This window comes from Pseudomonas sp. GL_139_B (genome assembly GCF_057834475.1).
Genome location: NZ_CM174403.1, coordinates 3,032,070 through 3,047,364, shown reverse-complemented (window position 1 = coordinate 3,047,364; position 15,295 = coordinate 3,032,070). Strand labels below are relative to the sequence as shown.

Annotated in this window: 12 protein-coding genes; 3 read left to right on the top strand and 9 right to left on the bottom strand. The window is 59.6% G+C overall.

The annotated features are described in order from the left end of the window. The 4 genes from paoC to AC3ISI_RS13880 form a co-directional block, all read right to left on the bottom strand. On the bottom strand, nt 1-2,196 hold the full coding sequence (gene paoC / locus AC3ISI_RS13895) for an aldehyde oxidoreductase molybdenum-binding subunit PaoC (protein WP_489337482.1): 2,196 nt from the start codon (nt 2,194-2,196) through the stop codon (nt 1-3). Continuing rightward, entirely contained in the window at nt 2,193-3,149 is a 957-nt protein-coding gene (locus tag AC3ISI_RS13890; RefSeq protein ID WP_489337481.1) for an FAD binding domain-containing protein, read from the bottom strand. The genes paoC and AC3ISI_RS13890 overlap by 4 nt, the downstream gene beginning before the upstream one ends. Beyond that, nucleotides 3,146-3,787, bottom strand: a complete 642-nt coding sequence (paoA, locus tag AC3ISI_RS13885; protein WP_489337480.1) for an aldehyde dehydrogenase iron-sulfur subunit PaoA — start codon at nt 3,785-3,787, stop codon at nt 3,146-3,148. Before paoA ends, AC3ISI_RS13890 begins: the two co-directional genes overlap by 4 nt. Nucleotides 3,788-3,904: 117 nt before the next feature. Beyond that, entirely contained in the window at nt 3,905-6,289 is a 2,385-nt protein-coding gene (locus tag AC3ISI_RS13880; protein ID WP_489337479.1) for a DUF3772 domain-containing protein, read from the bottom strand. A gap of 200 nt (nt 6,290-6,489) precedes the next feature. Here AC3ISI_RS13880 and AC3ISI_RS13875 point away from each other — a divergent pair, with 200 nt between their 5' ends. Beyond that, nucleotides 6,490-6,945, top strand: coding sequence for a hypothetical protein (locus tag AC3ISI_RS13875; protein ID WP_489337477.1), 456 nt, complete (start codon nt 6,490-6,492; stop codon nt 6,943-6,945). On the opposite strand, the gene AC3ISI_RS13870 is transcribed toward AC3ISI_RS13875, so the two are convergent. The 5 genes from AC3ISI_RS13870 to AC3ISI_RS13850 all read right to left on the bottom strand — a co-directional run bounded on the left by AC3ISI_RS13870 (nt 6,930) and on the right by AC3ISI_RS13850 (nt 12,735). After that, complete coding sequence (locus AC3ISI_RS13870; RefSeq protein WP_489335151.1) at nt 6,930-7,958, bottom strand: DUF2955 domain-containing protein; 1,029 nt, start codon at nt 7,956-7,958, stop codon at nt 6,930-6,932. The genes AC3ISI_RS13875 and AC3ISI_RS13870 overlap by 16 nt on opposite strands. Continuing rightward, a complete protein-coding gene (locus tag AC3ISI_RS13865) occupies nt 7,948-9,075 on the bottom strand; it encodes an HlyD family secretion protein (protein WP_489337476.1) in 1,128 nt (375 codons plus the stop codon). Before AC3ISI_RS13865 ends, AC3ISI_RS13870 begins: the two co-directional genes overlap by 11 nt. Further along, nucleotides 9,068-10,624 carry an efflux transporter outer membrane subunit gene (locus AC3ISI_RS13860; RefSeq protein ID WP_489337475.1) on the bottom strand — a complete coding sequence of 519 codons (1,557 nt, stop codon included), beginning with the start codon at nt 10,622-10,624 and terminating at the stop codon, nt 9,068-9,070. Before AC3ISI_RS13860 ends, AC3ISI_RS13865 begins: the two co-directional genes overlap by 8 nt. 77 nt (nt 10,625-10,701) lie before the next feature. Further along, nucleotides 10,702-11,334 carry a response regulator gene (locus AC3ISI_RS13855; RefSeq protein WP_489337474.1) on the bottom strand — a complete coding sequence of 211 codons (633 nt, stop codon included), beginning with the start codon at nt 11,332-11,334 and terminating at the stop codon, nt 10,702-10,704. A gap of 33 nt (nt 11,335-11,367) precedes the next feature. After that, on the bottom strand, nt 11,368-12,735 hold the full coding sequence (locus AC3ISI_RS13850; RefSeq protein ID WP_489337473.1) for a cache domain-containing protein: 1,368 nt from the start codon (nt 12,733-12,735) through the stop codon (nt 11,368-11,370). Between the two features lie 280 nt (nt 12,736-13,015). On the opposite strand from AC3ISI_RS13850, the gene AC3ISI_RS13845 reads away from it, so the two are divergent. Continuing rightward, nucleotides 13,016-15,076 (top strand): carbon starvation CstA family protein, encoded by a 2,061-nt coding sequence (locus AC3ISI_RS13845; protein WP_489337472.1) that lies wholly within the window; start codon nt 13,016-13,018, stop codon nt 15,074-15,076. 12 nt (nt 15,077-15,088) lie between these two features. Beyond that, on the top strand, nt 15,089-15,286 hold the full coding sequence (locus AC3ISI_RS13840; protein WP_109631600.1) for a YbdD/YjiX family protein: 198 nt from the start codon (nt 15,089-15,091) through the stop codon (nt 15,284-15,286). Nucleotides 15,287-15,295: the final 9 nt, after the last annotated feature.

The window sequence follows — 15,295 nt, the reverse complement described above, 5'->3', positions numbered from 1 at the left end:
TCAGGCCATCGGCGGTAGCGCGTGCAGCACTTTATCCAGCGTGATCGGATAGTCCCGAACACGCGCGCCGGTGGCGTTGTAGATCGCATTGGCAATCGCCGCACTGACACCGCACAACCCCAGCTCACCGACGCCTTTGGCTTTCATGGGCGAGGAGGCCGGGTCGGTTTCGTCGAGGAAAATCACTTCCTGATGCGGGATGTCCGCATGCACCGGCACTTCGTATCCGGCCAGATCGTGATTGACGAAGAAGCCCAGGCGTTTATCGACCACCAGGTCTTCCATCAACGCCGCGCCGACACCCATGGTCATCGCGCCGATCACCTGACTGCGCGCAGAGGTCGGGTTGAGTATCCGCCCGGCGGCGCACACGGCCAGCATCCGCCGCACACGGGTTTCACCGGTCGCGCTGTCGACCGCGACTTCGACAAAGTGCGCGCCGAAGGTGGATTGCTGATATTGCTTGCTCAACCCGGCGAATTCGATGGAGTCCTCGGCGACGATTTCGCCTTCGGTTGCCGCGTCGTGCAAAGCGAAACTGTTGCCACCCGCGTGCACTTCACCGCCAGCAAACACCGCATCCTCCACGCTGACGCCAAGGCGCTGCGCCACCGCTTCGCGAAGTTTGACGCACGCCGCGTACACGCCCGCCGTCGAGCAATTGCCGCCGAACTGGCCGCCAGAGCCGGAGGACACCGGAAAGCTCGAATCGCCTAACCGTACCACCACGTCTTCAAGGCCGACACCCAACATTTCGGCCGCGGTCTGGGCGATGATCGTGTAACTGCCGGTGCCGATATCGGTCATGTCGGTTTCCACGGTCACCGTTCCACTGGCGTCCAGGCGCACCCGTGCCCCGGACTTCACCTGCAGGTTATTGCGAAACGCGACACCGACGCCCATGCCGATCAGCCAGCGGCCCTCGCGTTGAATGCCCGGTTGTGGATGGCGTTTGTCCCAGCCAAATCGCGCCGCGCCGGTGCGCAGGCATTCGCTCAGATGTCGCTGGGAGAAGGGCCGCTTGGGGTCGACCGGATCGACCTGGGTGTCGTTGATGATCCGAAACTCGATCGGGTCGAGTTTGAGTTTTTCGGCCATCTCGTCCATGGCGATTTCCAGTGCCATCAGCCCCGGTGCTTCACCCGGCGCGCGCATGGCATTGCCTTCCGGTAGGTCAAGCGTACTCAGGCGCATCGACACCAATCGATTGTCCCCGGCATACAACAGTTTGCTTGGTCGCGAGGCGTGTTCGACTTTGCCGCCGGGCAGATCGCCGGACCAGCCTTCATGGCCCATGGCGGTGATCTTGCCGTCCGCGGTGGCGCCGATACGAATGCGTTGAATCGTTGCCGGGCGGTGGGTCGAGTTGTTGAACATCATCGGCCGTGCCAGCGCGACTTTCACCGGCCGACCGGCGAGGCGCGCGCCGAGGGCGGCGAGTACCGCATCGCAGCGCAAGAACAGCTTTCCACCAAAGCCGCCGCCGATGTAGGGCGAGATCAGGCGGACGTTTTTCTTGGGGATACCGAGCGTGGTCGCCAGGTCCGTCACCGACCAGTCGATCATCTGATTCGAGGTCCACAGGGTCAACTGATCGCCTTGCCACGAGGCGATCGAAGCAAAGGGTTCCATCATTGAGTGGGCTTGATCCGGGGTGGTATACATCGCGTCAAACTGCACCGGCGCTGTCGCGAAGGCACCGGCAAAATCACCATGGGTGGTGTCCGGCGATTCTTTGGTGGGCTCGCCGGAACTGCGAACGCTGGCCAGATCGAAGGCTCCCTCGCTGCTGACGTACTGGATGTGGAGCAACTGCGCAGCGGCCCGTGCCTGTTCGAAAGTGTTCGCCACCACGAGCGCCACAGCCTGGTGATAATGCTGGATATCAGGGCCACCAAGCAGTTTTGCGGTGTTGTACTTGCCTTTGCCCAGCTTGCCAGCGTTGGTGGCCGTGACAATGGTGATCACCCCTGGCACGGACTGCGCGTCTTCAAGGTTCATCGAGGCAATGCGGCCCTTGGCGATGGCCGAACCGACCACCACGCCATACGCCTGGCTCGGCGCTACGTCATGATGTTCGTAGGCATAAGGCGCAGAGCCAGTGGTTTTCAACGGCCCTTCGATGCGGGTGGTCGGTTTTCCGATCACTTTCATTTGGTCGATGGGGTTGGTGGTGGCGAGGGTGTCGAATTTCATGCGTGAGTCCTCGCTTGTGCCATTACCGACGCGAGCGTGCGCTCGACCAAGGTGAGTTTGAAGGCGTTTTCCGGGGTGGGTGTCGCGCCAGCGAGCAACTGATCCGCCACGGCTTTGGCCCCTTGCGGCATTGCCGCTTCAGCCGTTTCGACGCGCCATGGCTTGTGCGCAACGCCGCCCAGTGCGACGTGGCCGCTGCCGTCCTGCTGAATGACGGCAGCCACGGAAATCAGCGCGAACGCGTACGAAGCGCGGTCCCGAACCTTCTGATAAATGTGCGTGCCGCCGAGTGGCGCTGGCAGGGTTACGGCGGTGATCAACTCATTGGCCGCCAGCGTGGTTTCGATGTTTGGCGTGTTGCCCGGCAATCGATGGAAATCGGCTATTGGAATCACCCGGCTCGATCCATCGGGGCGCACGGTTTCGACCTGTGCATCGAGCGCACGCATGGCCACGGCCATGTCGCTGGGGTGCGTGGCAATACAGGTATCGCTCACACCGATGACGCCCAATGAACGGCTGAAACCGCCAATGGCAGCGCAGCCGCTTCCGGGTTGGCGTTTGTTACAGGCCTGGTTAGTGTCGTAGAAATACGGGCAGCGCGTGCGTTGCAACAGGTTGCCGGCGGTGGTCGCCTTGTTGCGCAACTGGCCGGAAGCACCGGAGAGGAGGGCGCGGGACAGCAGCGCGTAGTCCTTGCGAACCCGGGAGTCGGCAGCGAGGTCGGTGTTTCGGACCAGTGCGCCGATTCTCAGGCCACCTTCGGGCGTGGCTTCGATCCGGTCCAGCGTCAGTCCGTTGACATCAATCAGGTGCGTGGGAATTTCAATGTCCAGCTTCATCAAGTCGAGCAGGTTGGTGCCGCCGGCGATGAACCGTGAGCCGTTGACCTGAGCCGCCAACGCAGCAGCTTCGGCGGGGGATTTGGCACGCAGGTAGGTGAAGGGCCTCATGTGTCGGCCTCCGCGACTTCGGTAATCGCTTCGATGATGTTGGAGTAGGCACCGCAGCGGCAGATATTGCCGCTCATGCGTTCCTGCAGTTCACTGGCGGTCAGCTGCGGCGAATCGGTAAGGCTGGCACTGGCGTGACTCGGAATGCCGACGCGGATCTCCTCCAGTACCGCGACCGCCGAGCAGATCTGCCCCGGCGTGCAATACCCGCATTGGTAACCGTCGTGCTTGATGAACGCAGCCTGCATTGGGTGGAGCTTTTCAGGCGTGCCCATTCCCTCGATGGTGGTGACCTTTGCGCCGTCGTGCATCACCGCCAGTGTCAAGCATGCATTGATGCGCCGGCCATCGACGATCACCGTGCAAGCGCCGCACTGGCCATGATCGCAACCCTTTTTTGTGCCGGTGAGCCGCAAATGTTCACGCAATGCATCGAGCAGCGTGGTGCGGGTGTCGAGGTCTAGCTCGCGCTGTTCGCCATTGACCGAAAGGGTCACGGCAGATCTGATCGGCTGCGCGGCATTGGCGGCGCAGGCTTTGGCCGAGATAAAAGGCGGAAGCACCATGGTTGCCGCCGTCACGACCCCCACGATCAGGAACCTTCGTCTGGAAAGCGGAAGCGGGGCACGGTTGTCCATTGAGTCGATTCCTGTTTTTGGCATAACCAAAGTCCACAGAAAGAGTGACCCGCCAGATTGGCAAAGGTTTTTGCGTAATTCGTCTATAGAGTCATGAACCGCACTCATCAATCAGGTCTAGGTCGCCGGTTTGGCCAGTGCAATGCCTGCCGCACTCAGACGCTTCAATATCTCGAACAGCAGGTCGCTTTTTGTGACGCCGACAATTCTCGGGCTGCTGACGTAACCGGTGATGGTCAAGATGATGCCGTCCGGGCTGAGTTTGCTGAAGCGCACAAACGCCGCCGGTTTATCGAGGATGTTTTCGTTCCGCTGGTAGCAGTCGTACAGCAAGTCTTTTACCTGCTCCGGGTCGATGTCCAGCGGGAACACCAGCTCAAGTGTCGCGACCCCTTGCGCACTGCCGCCCAGAGTCACGTTACGCAGATTTTGCGAGATCAGTTGGGAGTTCGGCACGATCACAATCGAGCGGTCGCTGAGTTGGATTTCCGTGGCCCTGACGTTGATGCGGCGGATATCACCTTCGACGCCGCTGATGCTGATCAGGTCGCCCACCTTGACCGGTCGCTCGGTTAGCAGGATCAAGCCGGAGACGAAGTTCTTGACGATTTCCTGCAAACCAAAACCGATACCTACCGACAGCGCACTGACAATCCATGCCAGGTTCGTCCATTCGATGCCCAGCGATGACAGCGTCAGCAAAATCACCAAGATGTAGCCGACGTTGGCGAACAGTGTGCTCAGCGAGGCACACATGCCGGGGTCCATGTTGGTTTTCGGCAGGAACTCGTCATCGAGCCAGCGGCAAAGCGCCCGAATCAGGTAGATACCAATAACCAGGGCCAGGATTGCATTGAGTAAGTGGCCCGGGATGATGTTCAGTTTGCGCAAGCCGTCGCCGCCGAGAATGGACAGCGCCTGGGTAACCAGTTGGCCGAGCGTGGTGCCAACGCCACCGACAAACAGTGAAATGACGGCCAACAGCAATAATGCAGCACGACCGGCCCCGGACAGGATGACTTCGGCTTGCTCAAGCCGCACATCGCCAACCCCCAGCAGTTGTTTGATCGCCTTGCCGCTGGGACTCTTGGGTGAGAAAAGGTACTCGCAACAGTCTTTGAGCAACTGAATCAGGATGTAGAAGCCGGACAGGATGATGAATGCCCAGACCATTTCGTAAGTGATAAACCTTGCCAGGGAGACGTAGCCGATCAACAGGGCGAAGATGGAGGTAATCAACGCGATAATCGTGCCGGAGTAAATCAGGCCGGCCAGGGCGGTGCTCGTTTCAGTGTCATCGCCAGCGGCCACCACTTCCCTTTGGGCGTGACTGGCACGGCGGAACAACAGGATGAGCAGCGCTGTGACCACCAGTGCGATCAAGCCTCGTCCCAACAGCACGGCGGGGCCGCTCATGCCCGTGACATTGGTGATTTGCGCCGCCGTTACCAATATCAGCAGGGTGGCGGCCAGTATCCTGGGGAAGGGCTTCATTGCCTCGGCGACGGAATCGGCGATATCCGGTAGCCGCCAGGAGGGGTGCTGGTTCGCCAGCATTGCCCGGCTCAACCCTGTGATCAAGACGCAGGTATAAATGAGTTTTTCGAACTCCTCGGCGAAGGTCTGCATCATGGGCGACAACAGCTGTTGTCGTGTGAGCGCATGGAACACCAAGTGCAACGCAAAGGCAGTGGTCAACACGGTTGCAAATACCGACGCCAGCGCCAGTGCGCTTCGACGCAATCGCCCTACCGGCAGGCGATGTATGCAAATCCAGGTCAGCCCCTGATCAGCCACTCTACGGCCCCAGATCCAGATGGCCACGGCCAGCACGATCAGTATGCTCGTAGTCAGACGTTCGCCGGGTTGCCAGGCGGCCGCGAAGACTTTACTGGTCTGTTCAATGAAATCGTTGAGGCGCAGGCGATCTTCCATCAGCGGATTGATCAATGGCTCCCAAAAGTCCCGCGCCAGGATGCTTCCGCTGCGTAGCGTGACTTCGCTTTCCAGCAGGCTGCGCCGAATGGCGGCAATTTGAGTCAGCAGGTCAACGGCGCTGGATCTTAAGGCGGCCAGGTTTTTCAACGTTGAGTCGATTGTTTTCTTTTGCTCGGAAATATCGGTCCGTTGCGTGGTGATGCCCGATTTGTCTACCGCGACATCGCCAATCGAGACGGGACCGCTCAATACATCAAGTTGTGCTTGTAATTGTTTTTGTTCGGGCAGCAGCGATGACTGCAGGGTGTCCACGTCTTTGATAAACAACTGAACGGAATCTTGCAGGCCGACCATCAGGGTGACGTTATTGGCCACTGAAACCTGTTGTTTAATCAGGTCCAGCCGCATTTGCAGGGCTTGCAGTTCAGTCGTGGACACTACTGCCGGCGGAGCTTCTGTAACAATGATTGAAGACGGCGTCGGTTCAGCAGCGGACAGTGCAGCACCACTAAGTCCCAGCAGCGCGAGCGCGACGAAAATCACTGACATCAATGCATGGCGCATAGGCGTGTCCGCTCTGTTGTTGACCACTTAGCCTATGAGGTTAGGTCATCAGGACAAAACGATCGAAAAGTTTCATGTTGACGGGGCGCCGCTGACTTTAATGGCCCTGAGGCAGGTGAGGGTTGATCTACACTTTTAACTGCTTAATCAACCGCGGGATCGGTGGGCAACGGCCCAGGGGTGTCGCGCAGGAGGTCATCATGCATAAGTTGTCTTCCATCAGCCTGTGCGTTGCGTTGTCGGTGTCATCGGCCCAGGGCTGGGCTGAAACCGTGGTGCCGACCAAAGGCCAGAGTTCGCAACAAACCCAGTTGGACATCAACGAATGCCATAGCGTGGCAGCCAGTCAGGCGGCTTCGACTGACACGTCTCCTTCCGGGGGAAGAATGCGTGGGGCGGCGGTCGGGGCGGCGGCCGGGGCCGTCGCAGCCGATGCACGCGGGCGTCAACATGACGAGTTTTACGAGGGCGCCAATGACGACGTGAAACAGGAGTATCGGCAGAATCAAGCTCAAGGAGCGGCGGCGGCAGGTGTCGTGGTCGGTGGTTCGCGTCAGCGTCAGGAGCGCCGGGAAAATGAGAAAACCAGCGCTGCCACCACCTCGACAGCCTATACCAGTTGCCTGCAAGGCAAGGGGTATCAGGTGACTCCGTGAGCCTGCGCTTTCGAGGGTCGATCAAGCAGTCTGACCATCAGGCAGGCATACAGCGTGACGGCGATGAACAGCCCCATGCGCACGGCGAAGGCGGTGTAGACGTCTTTGCCCAAAGCGCTGTCCTGCACTGACTGGCCCAGCAGAATGATCAAGGTGATAAAGGTGTTGAGCCACAACCCAGGGCCAAACCGGCTCGGGCTCAGGGCATACAGCTTGCGCGCCAGTATCAGGCCGAACAGCAGCGTCCACAGGAAGAACATCCACAGGTTCACGAACAGGCTCAGAGCGCACCAGAACACAATGGCCAACAAGCCTCCAAGCAAGGTGGCGCCGACCAGCTCGCGACCGGCATTGCGGGCGTTGGTCGTGTTGCATTGCTGACCCAGGCCGACTGCCTTCAGGATGATCGGCAGATAGCTCGCCGGGTCGATCATTGCCAGCAGGAACGTCGGCAAGACAATCAAGGTTGCACGCAACGCAATCCGACTGGCTTCTTCACCCATCGGCGGTGGGGCAGCGGGCGGCGAGGGCGCATTGGCGGGCTCGGGGAACAGCCAATGACTGATCGCAATCACCAGCACCGCCATTAACAAGCCCTTGACCAGTGCCCCAATGACCATCGCTGCCGCGTCGAACTCGGCGACGCCCGCCGACGAGATCATGGTCAGGCCCATCACCAGCAAAGTCACGATCAGGTTATTGCCGCCACTGAGCCCCCACCGGAAGACCATGAACAGGCTGACCGTGACCAGCAGCACGCCGGTCAACGGGTAGTAACGCAGGACCGGAATCAAGAGCAGGCCGATACCGGTGGTCAGCATCGCGACCAGCGCGAGAACGATCGCCGCTTTGAAGGGCAACGGGCGATTAACCGAGGCCAGGAGTATCAGGCACAGCACGGGCGCGAGAAACGGTATCGGCAATGCCAGGCCGAAACTGATGGCCAGGCACAGTGCCGTACCACTGGCCAGCCGTAAGGCACGCTGCTCCCGTGGGGAACGTTTAGTAGGCATACGACAGCCAGCTCATCAGGCCTAAATATAAATGGCCAAGCGGGTTGAGCAGATTGCCTTCCGAGGGGAATGCCATGACTTCAGCTTGTCCACCGGCACGAATGGCACCACTGCCCAGCAGCGCGCTCTTAGACTCCGGGGAAAACTCGATGATCACCGGGAACCGTTGAGCGGGTCGCAGCCAATCCCGACTGTTTTGTATGCCAGGCAAGGTGCCGGGCGGGGCCGGCTGTCCGACGCTGATGCCATAACCGACACTGCGTACCTGACCGTCGTAGACTTCGCCCGGCAGCGAGTCGAGCACAATAGACACCGGTGTGCCGGGCTTGATATGACCGAGGTTGTTCTCGGTCATGTCAGCAGTGATCCATATGTCTTGAATGGTGATCAGGGTCATGACCGGGCCGCCCGCCGAGGCGAATTGCCCGACATCGGTGCGCAGGTCAGTGATCAGCCCTGCCGAACGCGCGCGCGTTTGCGTGTTGGCCAGGTCCAGTTCGGCTTTTGACAGGGCCGTGGCGGCGCTACGCAACTTTGCGTTGACATCTTCGCCGCCGCCTTCCGTTTCCTTGGCACGTTCTACTTCGGCACGGGCGGCGGCGGTTTGACTGACTGCCGCATCGCGGGTGGTGCGTGACATTTCGAGCACGCGCACAGAGATGGTCCCTGGGTCTTCACGGTACAACCCTTCGAGGCGCTGATTCTCCTGACGCGCCTTGGTTTCATTGGCCTGGGCGACGCGTAATGCGGCTTGCGCCGAGGCAATCCCCGCGGTGCTGGCCCCTAATTGCCGGCGTGTTGTCTCAAGGTCGGCGCGGGCGCGGTCGACGGCAATCTGATAGGGCGCCGGATCCACCTCGAAGAGCACCTCGCCAGCCTTGACGATTTGATTGTTGTGTACGTTCACCCGGATCACCTTGCCCGCGACTTCCGACGCCACTGGAATGACGAAGGCGCCCACACGCGCTTGTTGCGTATACGGCGTGAACCGGTCGGCCAGCAAGTACCAGACCAGGCTCAGGATGATCAGTATCAACACCCACTTGATGCCTTTTTTCACCGGATCGGCCGCTACCGGTTCGGTGGTGTCGGGAGAGGGCTGCGAGGCTTCACTCATGGCTATTTTCCTTGGCTGGCAGCGGGTAAGCGGGCAGTGCGGCGTTGGGCTCGTCAAGCATATGGCCCCAGTCCGTGCGATTTTCCATCACTTGGCGGGTGGTTGAGTCTACAAACGGCTGGTTGGTGTACCAACCACCACCCAAGGCCTTGTACAGGGCGATGACATTGCTGACCGCATTACCGCGTGCTACCAGGTAATTGTCCTGTTGTTCGAGCAACGCGCGTTGAGCGTCCAGCACCCGTTGGAAGTCGGCGTAACCTTCCCGGAATTGCACGCTGGCCAGTACCAACGAACGTTCGGCAGCCCCTCCGGCGTCGCGCAGAATGCGTTCGCTCTCCAATGACTGGATCAGGCCATTGGCCGCATCATCGGCCTCGGCAGCGGCCTGGCGAACCTTATCGCGGTAGGCTTCGATCAACTCCTGCAACCGCGCGTCCTGGACGCGCACGTTGTTGGCGATCTGCCCGTGATCGAACACATTCCAGCGCAGGCTGGGCCCCCCGACCAGGTCGAGGCTACTGGATGTGCCATGGAGAGAGTCCGCCGACCAGACAATGCTGCCGAGCAGCGTCAGCGACGGATAGAAATCACTTTCGGCCACGCCGATCAGCGCACCTTGGGCGGCGACGTTGAGTTCGGCGGCGCGTACATCAGGTCTGCGCAGCAGCAGGTTGGATGGCACATCTTGCAGCACGGCGCGATCGACCAGCGGGATCAGGGTGTCGTTATCGATCACCTGTGGCAGGCTGCCCGGCGTTTGCCCAATCAGCACGGCCAAGGCATTACGCGTGCGTTGCAACTGGTCCAGGAGGTTGGGAATAGTGGCCAACGTGCCCAAGTATTGGGTTTTGGCCTGTTGCAGATCGAGTTCGGCATCCTGGCCGCTGTTGAACAGTTTTTCGGTGATTTCGTAATTGCGCTTTTGCTGCGCGGCGTTTTCACGCGCGACACGCAAACGGGCATCCGTGGTGCGCAACAAATAATAGGTGTCCGCCACTTGGGAGCGCACCAATACCAGGACGTCTTCATAGTTGGCCTGGGCGGCAAAATAACTGGCATCGGCCGACTCGATGGCGCGGCTGAAACGCCCCCAGAAGTCGAGCTCCCAGGCGATGTCAAACCCGCCGCTGTGTTGCCAGAAATTGCTGTCTTTGGGATTGTTGCCACCATATTGGTGATGGTCAACGTACAAACTGTCAGCGCTGACCTGCTGCAGTTGTGGGTACAGCCCGGCTTGCGTAATGCCCAGTTGGGCGCGGGATTCCATAACGTGCAAACCGGCAATCTTGAGGCTGGAGTTGTAAGCATCAGCCTGGGCAATCAGTTTGTTGAGCACCGGGTCGCGGAAGATTTGCCACCACTGTCGCAGATCCGGATTAGGCCCGCGTTGGCTGGATTGTTCGAGGGCCGGGGTGTCCCATGTTTTGATCCACTCCTCACCTGGCGGCTGGAAGTCCGGTCCCAGACGAATACAACCGCTCAGGGCCAGCGCCCCCAGCAGGATGAGATGGCCTGGCTGCAACTTAAGGGATAGACCTGAAGGCATTGCGCTGTGTCCAGCCAAGAAATATTACTGGAGCATAGACGTCCGAGAGCGTTGTCGGGCGGTCGGCGTTTTTTTTCTTACCGCGAAATTATTCCGTGTTCGATTGCGTATTTGACCAGTGCCGCCGGTTTGTCGATATTGAGTTTGCGGCGGATGCTCAAGCGATGGGTTTCGACCGTCCGCACGCTGATGTCCAGTTCGCGGGCCATTTCCTTGTTGTTCAGGCCCTGGGCCATTTTGTACAACACTTGGCTCTCACGCGGTGTGAGCTCGTTGTCCGTGCTTTTATCGGCGATGAGCCGCTGGGCGATTTCGGCGCTGTAGAACGTGCCGCCGCTGACAATGGCTTCAATGGCTGCAATGATTTCCCGCGACGGAGAATTTTTCAGCACATAGCCGCTGGCGCCCGCACGAACCGACTCGCTCACGTATTCGTAGTTGTCGTACATACTCAACATCAGCACCTTCAGCGAAGGGTACTGGCTGCGTAGCACGCGCGTCAGTTCAAGGCCGTTCATGTCGCGCAAACTGATGTCAACCAACAACAAATCCGGCTGGCAGCGCCCGACCATCTCGATTGCTTGCGCACCGCTTTCGGCTTCGCCCACCACTTCCAGGGGAGCCATGACCGCCAGCAGTGCTTTGATCCCGTCGCGGACCAGGGAGTGATCGTCGACCAGGGCGACGCGGATCGGGTAGGGCAGGTTCATCGCGGGTGTTCACTCTTGTTATAAAGGGGTAAGTCAGCGTTTCGCTGCGGGCGCGTTCATTGGCAGTTGTACGTCCAGCTCACTTCTGCCAGGCATCGATATCAGCTCGAAACGGCCGCCAAAATGCTCGACACGTTCACGGATGTTACGCAGGCCAATGCCCGCATGGCGACGTTCGACCTGGGCGACGTTGAAACCGATTCCGTCATCCACCACGCTCAGTCGTACCGACTCTTCAGCGCCGTGCAGGGTAATGGAAACGTTTTTTGCCTGGGCGTGGCGTTCGATATTGGTCAGGCCTTCTTGCACAATCCGGAACAGCGCGACCGCCGCGCCATCGACCAAGTGACAGTCGAATTCATTGTCGTCATACGTCACTTTGAGACCACTGCGTTGCTCGAATTCAGCGGCAAGTTGGCCGATGGCCGCCGGCAGGCCCAAGGTGTCGAGCAACGAGGAGCGCAGATCGTGCGAGAGGCTGCGGACCTCGCCAATGGCTTCGCCCAGGCGTTCGGTGGCGTCCTTTAATGTGCTCAACCCCTTGTCATGTCCTTGTTCATTTTCCAGCAGATGGCTGGCCAGTTCGAAGCGAAACTTGATCGACACCAGTAACTGGCTAATGCCGTCGTGCAACTCACGGGATACTCGTGACCGCTCTTCTTCTTGCAGGCTGACAATACGCTGGGTCAGACGCTGCAACTTTTTATCCGCCAGACGATGCTCGCTGACGTTCAGCGTCATGCCGCTGGCGAACACAAACAGCACCGCCACCAGCGCCACGACGGCAATCGCCAGCATGGTTTTGCGGATGCCCTGAGCCACTTCGTCACGTGCCTGTTGGGTGGCACGTTCAACGTCCTCAAGGTAAATGCCGGTGCCGAGCATCCAACCCCAACGGTCCAGCATCACCACGTAGGCGAGCTTGTCGGTGACTTGGCCGGAGGAGGGTTTGTTCCAGGCGTAGCGCTGAAAGCCTTCGCCCGATTGCGCACTTTTGAGCAGTGCCTGAATCACTGGCAAACCGTGCGGGTCTTTCATGTCCCACAGATACTTGCCCACCAGTTCGGTTTGGCGCGCGTGCATCAGGCTGCGGCCTTCGCGATCGTAGACGAAGAAGTAACCATTGATGCCGAAGCTGAGCTTGCGCAGTTCTGCCAGGACTTGCTCCTGGGCGTGCGCGTCACCGTGGCCGTCGTCGTACAGCGGCGCGATCAGGCTTTGCGCCATTTCCACATAGTTTTTAAGTTCGGCCCGTTTGCTGGCCAAAATGCTGTCTTCGATCAACTGCGCCTGTTGATCGCCGAGCTGTCGGTTCATCGAAATCAGCAGCGCGCAGATCACCGCGATGGCCAACACCAGCGGCAGAATTCCGAGCGCGACGATTTTGTGTTTGAGCTGCATCCTGGCTCCTGACCGAGGGAAGGCGAAGGCCCGGCATCATAGGCCAAGGAGATGCATTTGCAGTAGCGCTGCTGGACGGAATGCCGGGGGTGTCAGCTAGTTGTAATACAAAACCCCTGTGGGAGCGACTCCGTCTACGTAGAACTACGTAGATGTGGCGTACGTAGTAACGCGGATTTATTTGTAGACGGCATGCGGGGATATTGGGCCAGCTCCGCACCGCGGACACAATTATAAAAATTACCGCCGCAGTCCACTGGCTGTCGGCAGGAGACACGCTATGCCCCGTCTGGCTAAACACCTCGCCTGGTTTGCCGTGGCTGTTCTGGGAGCGTTTGCGCTAAGTGTCGTGGCCCTGCGCCGCGGCGAAGCGATCAACGCCCTCTGGATCGTAGTCGCAGCCGTTGCCATCTACCTCGTTGCCTACCGTTATTACAGCCTGTTCATCGCCACCAAGGTGATGGAACTGGACCCCAATCGTGCCACGCCCGCGGTCATCAATAACGATGGCCTGGACTACGTGCCGACCAATAAACACGTACTGTTCGGTCACCACTTCGCGGCCATTGCCGGCGCCGGGCCTTTGGTCGGGCCGGTATTGGCAGCGCAAATGGGCTACCTGCCCGGTACGCTGTGGCTGATCGCCGGAGTCGTGCTGGCGGGTGCCGTTCAGGACTTCATGGTCCTGTTCATGTCCACTCGCCGTAACGGTCGTTCCCTGGGTGACATGGTCCGTGAAGAAATGGGTAGCATCCCCGGCACCATCGCGCTGTTTGGCTGCTTCCTGATCATGATCATCATCCTCGCGGTACTGGCGCTGATCGTGGTCAAGGCATTGGCCGATAGCCCATGGGGCATGTTCACCGTGATGGCGACCATCCCGATCGCGATGTTCATGGGCATCTACATGCGCTATATCCGCCCGGGTCGCATTGGTGAGATCTCGGTAGTGGGCGTGCTGTTGCTGCTGGGTTCGATCTGGCTTGGTGGGCAGATTGCCGCTGACCCGGTTTGGGCCAAGGCCTTTACCTTCACCGGGATTCAGATCACCTGGATGTTGATTGGCTACGGTTTTGTCGCGGCGGTATTGCCGGTGTGGCTGATTCTGGCCCCGCGTGACTACCTGTCGACCTTCCTGAAAATCGGCACCATCGTCGCGTTGGCCATCGGTATTCTGGTGACCATGCCCGATCTGAAAATGCCGGCACTGACCCAATTCATCGACGGCACCGGGCCGGTATGGAAGGGCGGTTTGTTCCCGTTCCTGTTCATCACCATCGCCTGTGGCGCGGTCTCGGGTTTCCACGCGTTGATCGCTTCCGGCACTACGCCGAAGCTGCTGGCCAGTGAGGGTCATGCCCGTTACATCGGTTACGGCGGCATGCTGATGGAATCGTTCGTTGCCATCATGGCCATGGTTGCCGCTTCGGTGATCGAACCGGGCGTGTATTTTGCGATGAACAGCCCGGCGGCTTTGGTCGGCGCGGATGTTGTTTCGGTCGCTCAAACCGTCAGCAGCTGGGGCTTTGCGATTACCCCGGAAGCCCTGCAAGCGGTGGCCAAGGACATCGGCGAAACCACCATCCTGGCCCGTGCCGGTGGTGCGCCGACGCTGGCGGTCGGTATCGCGCAGATCCTGCATCACGTCCTGCCAGGTGAAAACACCATGGCGTTCTGGTACCACTTCGCGATCCTGTTCGAAGCGCTGTTCATCCTGACCGCCGTCGATGCCGGCACCCGTGCCGGTCGATTCATGTTGCAGGATTTGCTCGGTTCCTTCGTGCCGGCGCTCAAGCGCACCGACTCCTGGACCGCCAACCTGATCGCCACCGCCGGTTGCGTGGCGATGTGGGGTTACTTGCTCTACCAAGGCGTGATCGACCCATTGGGCGGCATCAACACCTTGTGGCCGCTGTTCGGCATCTCCAACCAGATGCTCGCCGGTATCGCGCTGATGCTGGCGACCGTTGTGCTGATCAAGATGAAGCGCCAGCGTTATGTGTGGGTCACCATGCTGCCGGCAGTCTGGTTGCTGATCTGCACGATGACCGCGGGCTTCATCAAGCTGTTCGACGCCAACCCGGCCATTGGTTTCCTGGCCCTGGCCAAGAAGTACAGCGATGCACTGGCCAACGGTCAGGTGCTGGCTCCAGCGAAGAGCATTGATCAGATGCAGCATGTGATCTACAACGCCTACACCAACGCAACGCTGACGGCGCTGTTTTTGTTCGTGGTCTTCAGCATTCTGTTCTTTGCCCTCAAGGTCGGTATCGCCGCCTGGGGCACCAAGGAACGCACGGATAAAGAAGCGCCTTACCAGGCGATTCCGCAGGCTTCATAAAGGAGGGGGGCTATGTTCAATGACCTGAGTCGCCTGGGTAAATACCTCGGTCAGGCCGCACGCCTGATGGTGGGCATGCCGGATTACGACACCTACGTCGAGCACATGCAGAGCAAGCACCCGGACAAACCGGTGATGAGCTATGAGGTGTTCTTCCGCGAACGCCAGGAAGCTCGATACGGTAGCAAGGCCGGGCCCAAGTGCTGTTGACGCACTAGG

Excerpts from the sequence above, each read along its gene's own strand:
- AC3ISI_RS13845 (WP_489337472.1), top strand. The coding sequence starts at position 13,016 with ATGCCCCGTCTGGCTAAACACCTCGCCTGGTTTGCCGTGGCTGTTCTG.
- AC3ISI_RS13855 (WP_489337474.1), bottom strand. The coding sequence starts at position 11,334 with ATGAACCTGCCCTACCCGATCCGCGTCGCCCTGGTCGACGATCACTCC.
- AC3ISI_RS13865 (WP_489337476.1), bottom strand. The coding sequence starts at position 9,075 with ATGAGTGAAGCCTCGCAGCCCTCTCCCGACACCACCGAACCGGTAGCG.
- AC3ISI_RS13840 (WP_109631600.1), top strand. The coding sequence starts at position 15,089 with ATGTTCAATGACCTGAGTCGCCTGGGTAAATACCTCGGTCAGGCCGCA.
- AC3ISI_RS13860 (WP_489337475.1), bottom strand. The coding sequence starts at position 10,624 with ATGCCTTCAGGTCTATCCCTTAAGTTGCAGCCAGGCCATCTCATCCTG.
- AC3ISI_RS13880 (WP_489337479.1), bottom strand. The coding sequence starts at position 6,289 with ATGCGCCATGCATTGATGTCAGTGATTTTCGTCGCGCTCGCGCTGCTG.
- AC3ISI_RS13875 (WP_489337477.1), top strand. The coding sequence starts at position 6,490 with ATGCATAAGTTGTCTTCCATCAGCCTGTGCGTTGCGTTGTCGGTGTCA.
- AC3ISI_RS13850 (WP_489337473.1), bottom strand. The coding sequence starts at position 12,735 with ATGCAGCTCAAACACAAAATCGTCGCGCTCGGAATTCTGCCGCTGGTG.
- AC3ISI_RS13890 (WP_489337481.1), bottom strand. The coding sequence starts at position 3,149 with ATGAGGCCCTTCACCTACCTGCGTGCCAAATCCCCCGCCGAAGCTGCT.
- AC3ISI_RS13870 (WP_489335151.1), bottom strand. The coding sequence starts at position 7,958 with ATGCCTACTAAACGTTCCCCACGGGAGCAGCGTGCCTTACGGCTGGCC.
- paoA (WP_489337480.1), bottom strand. The coding sequence starts at position 3,787 with ATGGACAACCGTGCCCCGCTTCCGCTTTCCAGACGAAGGTTCCTGATC.
- paoC (WP_489337482.1), bottom strand. The coding sequence starts at position 2,196 with ATGAAATTCGACACCCTCGCCACCACCAACCCCATCGACCAAATGAAA.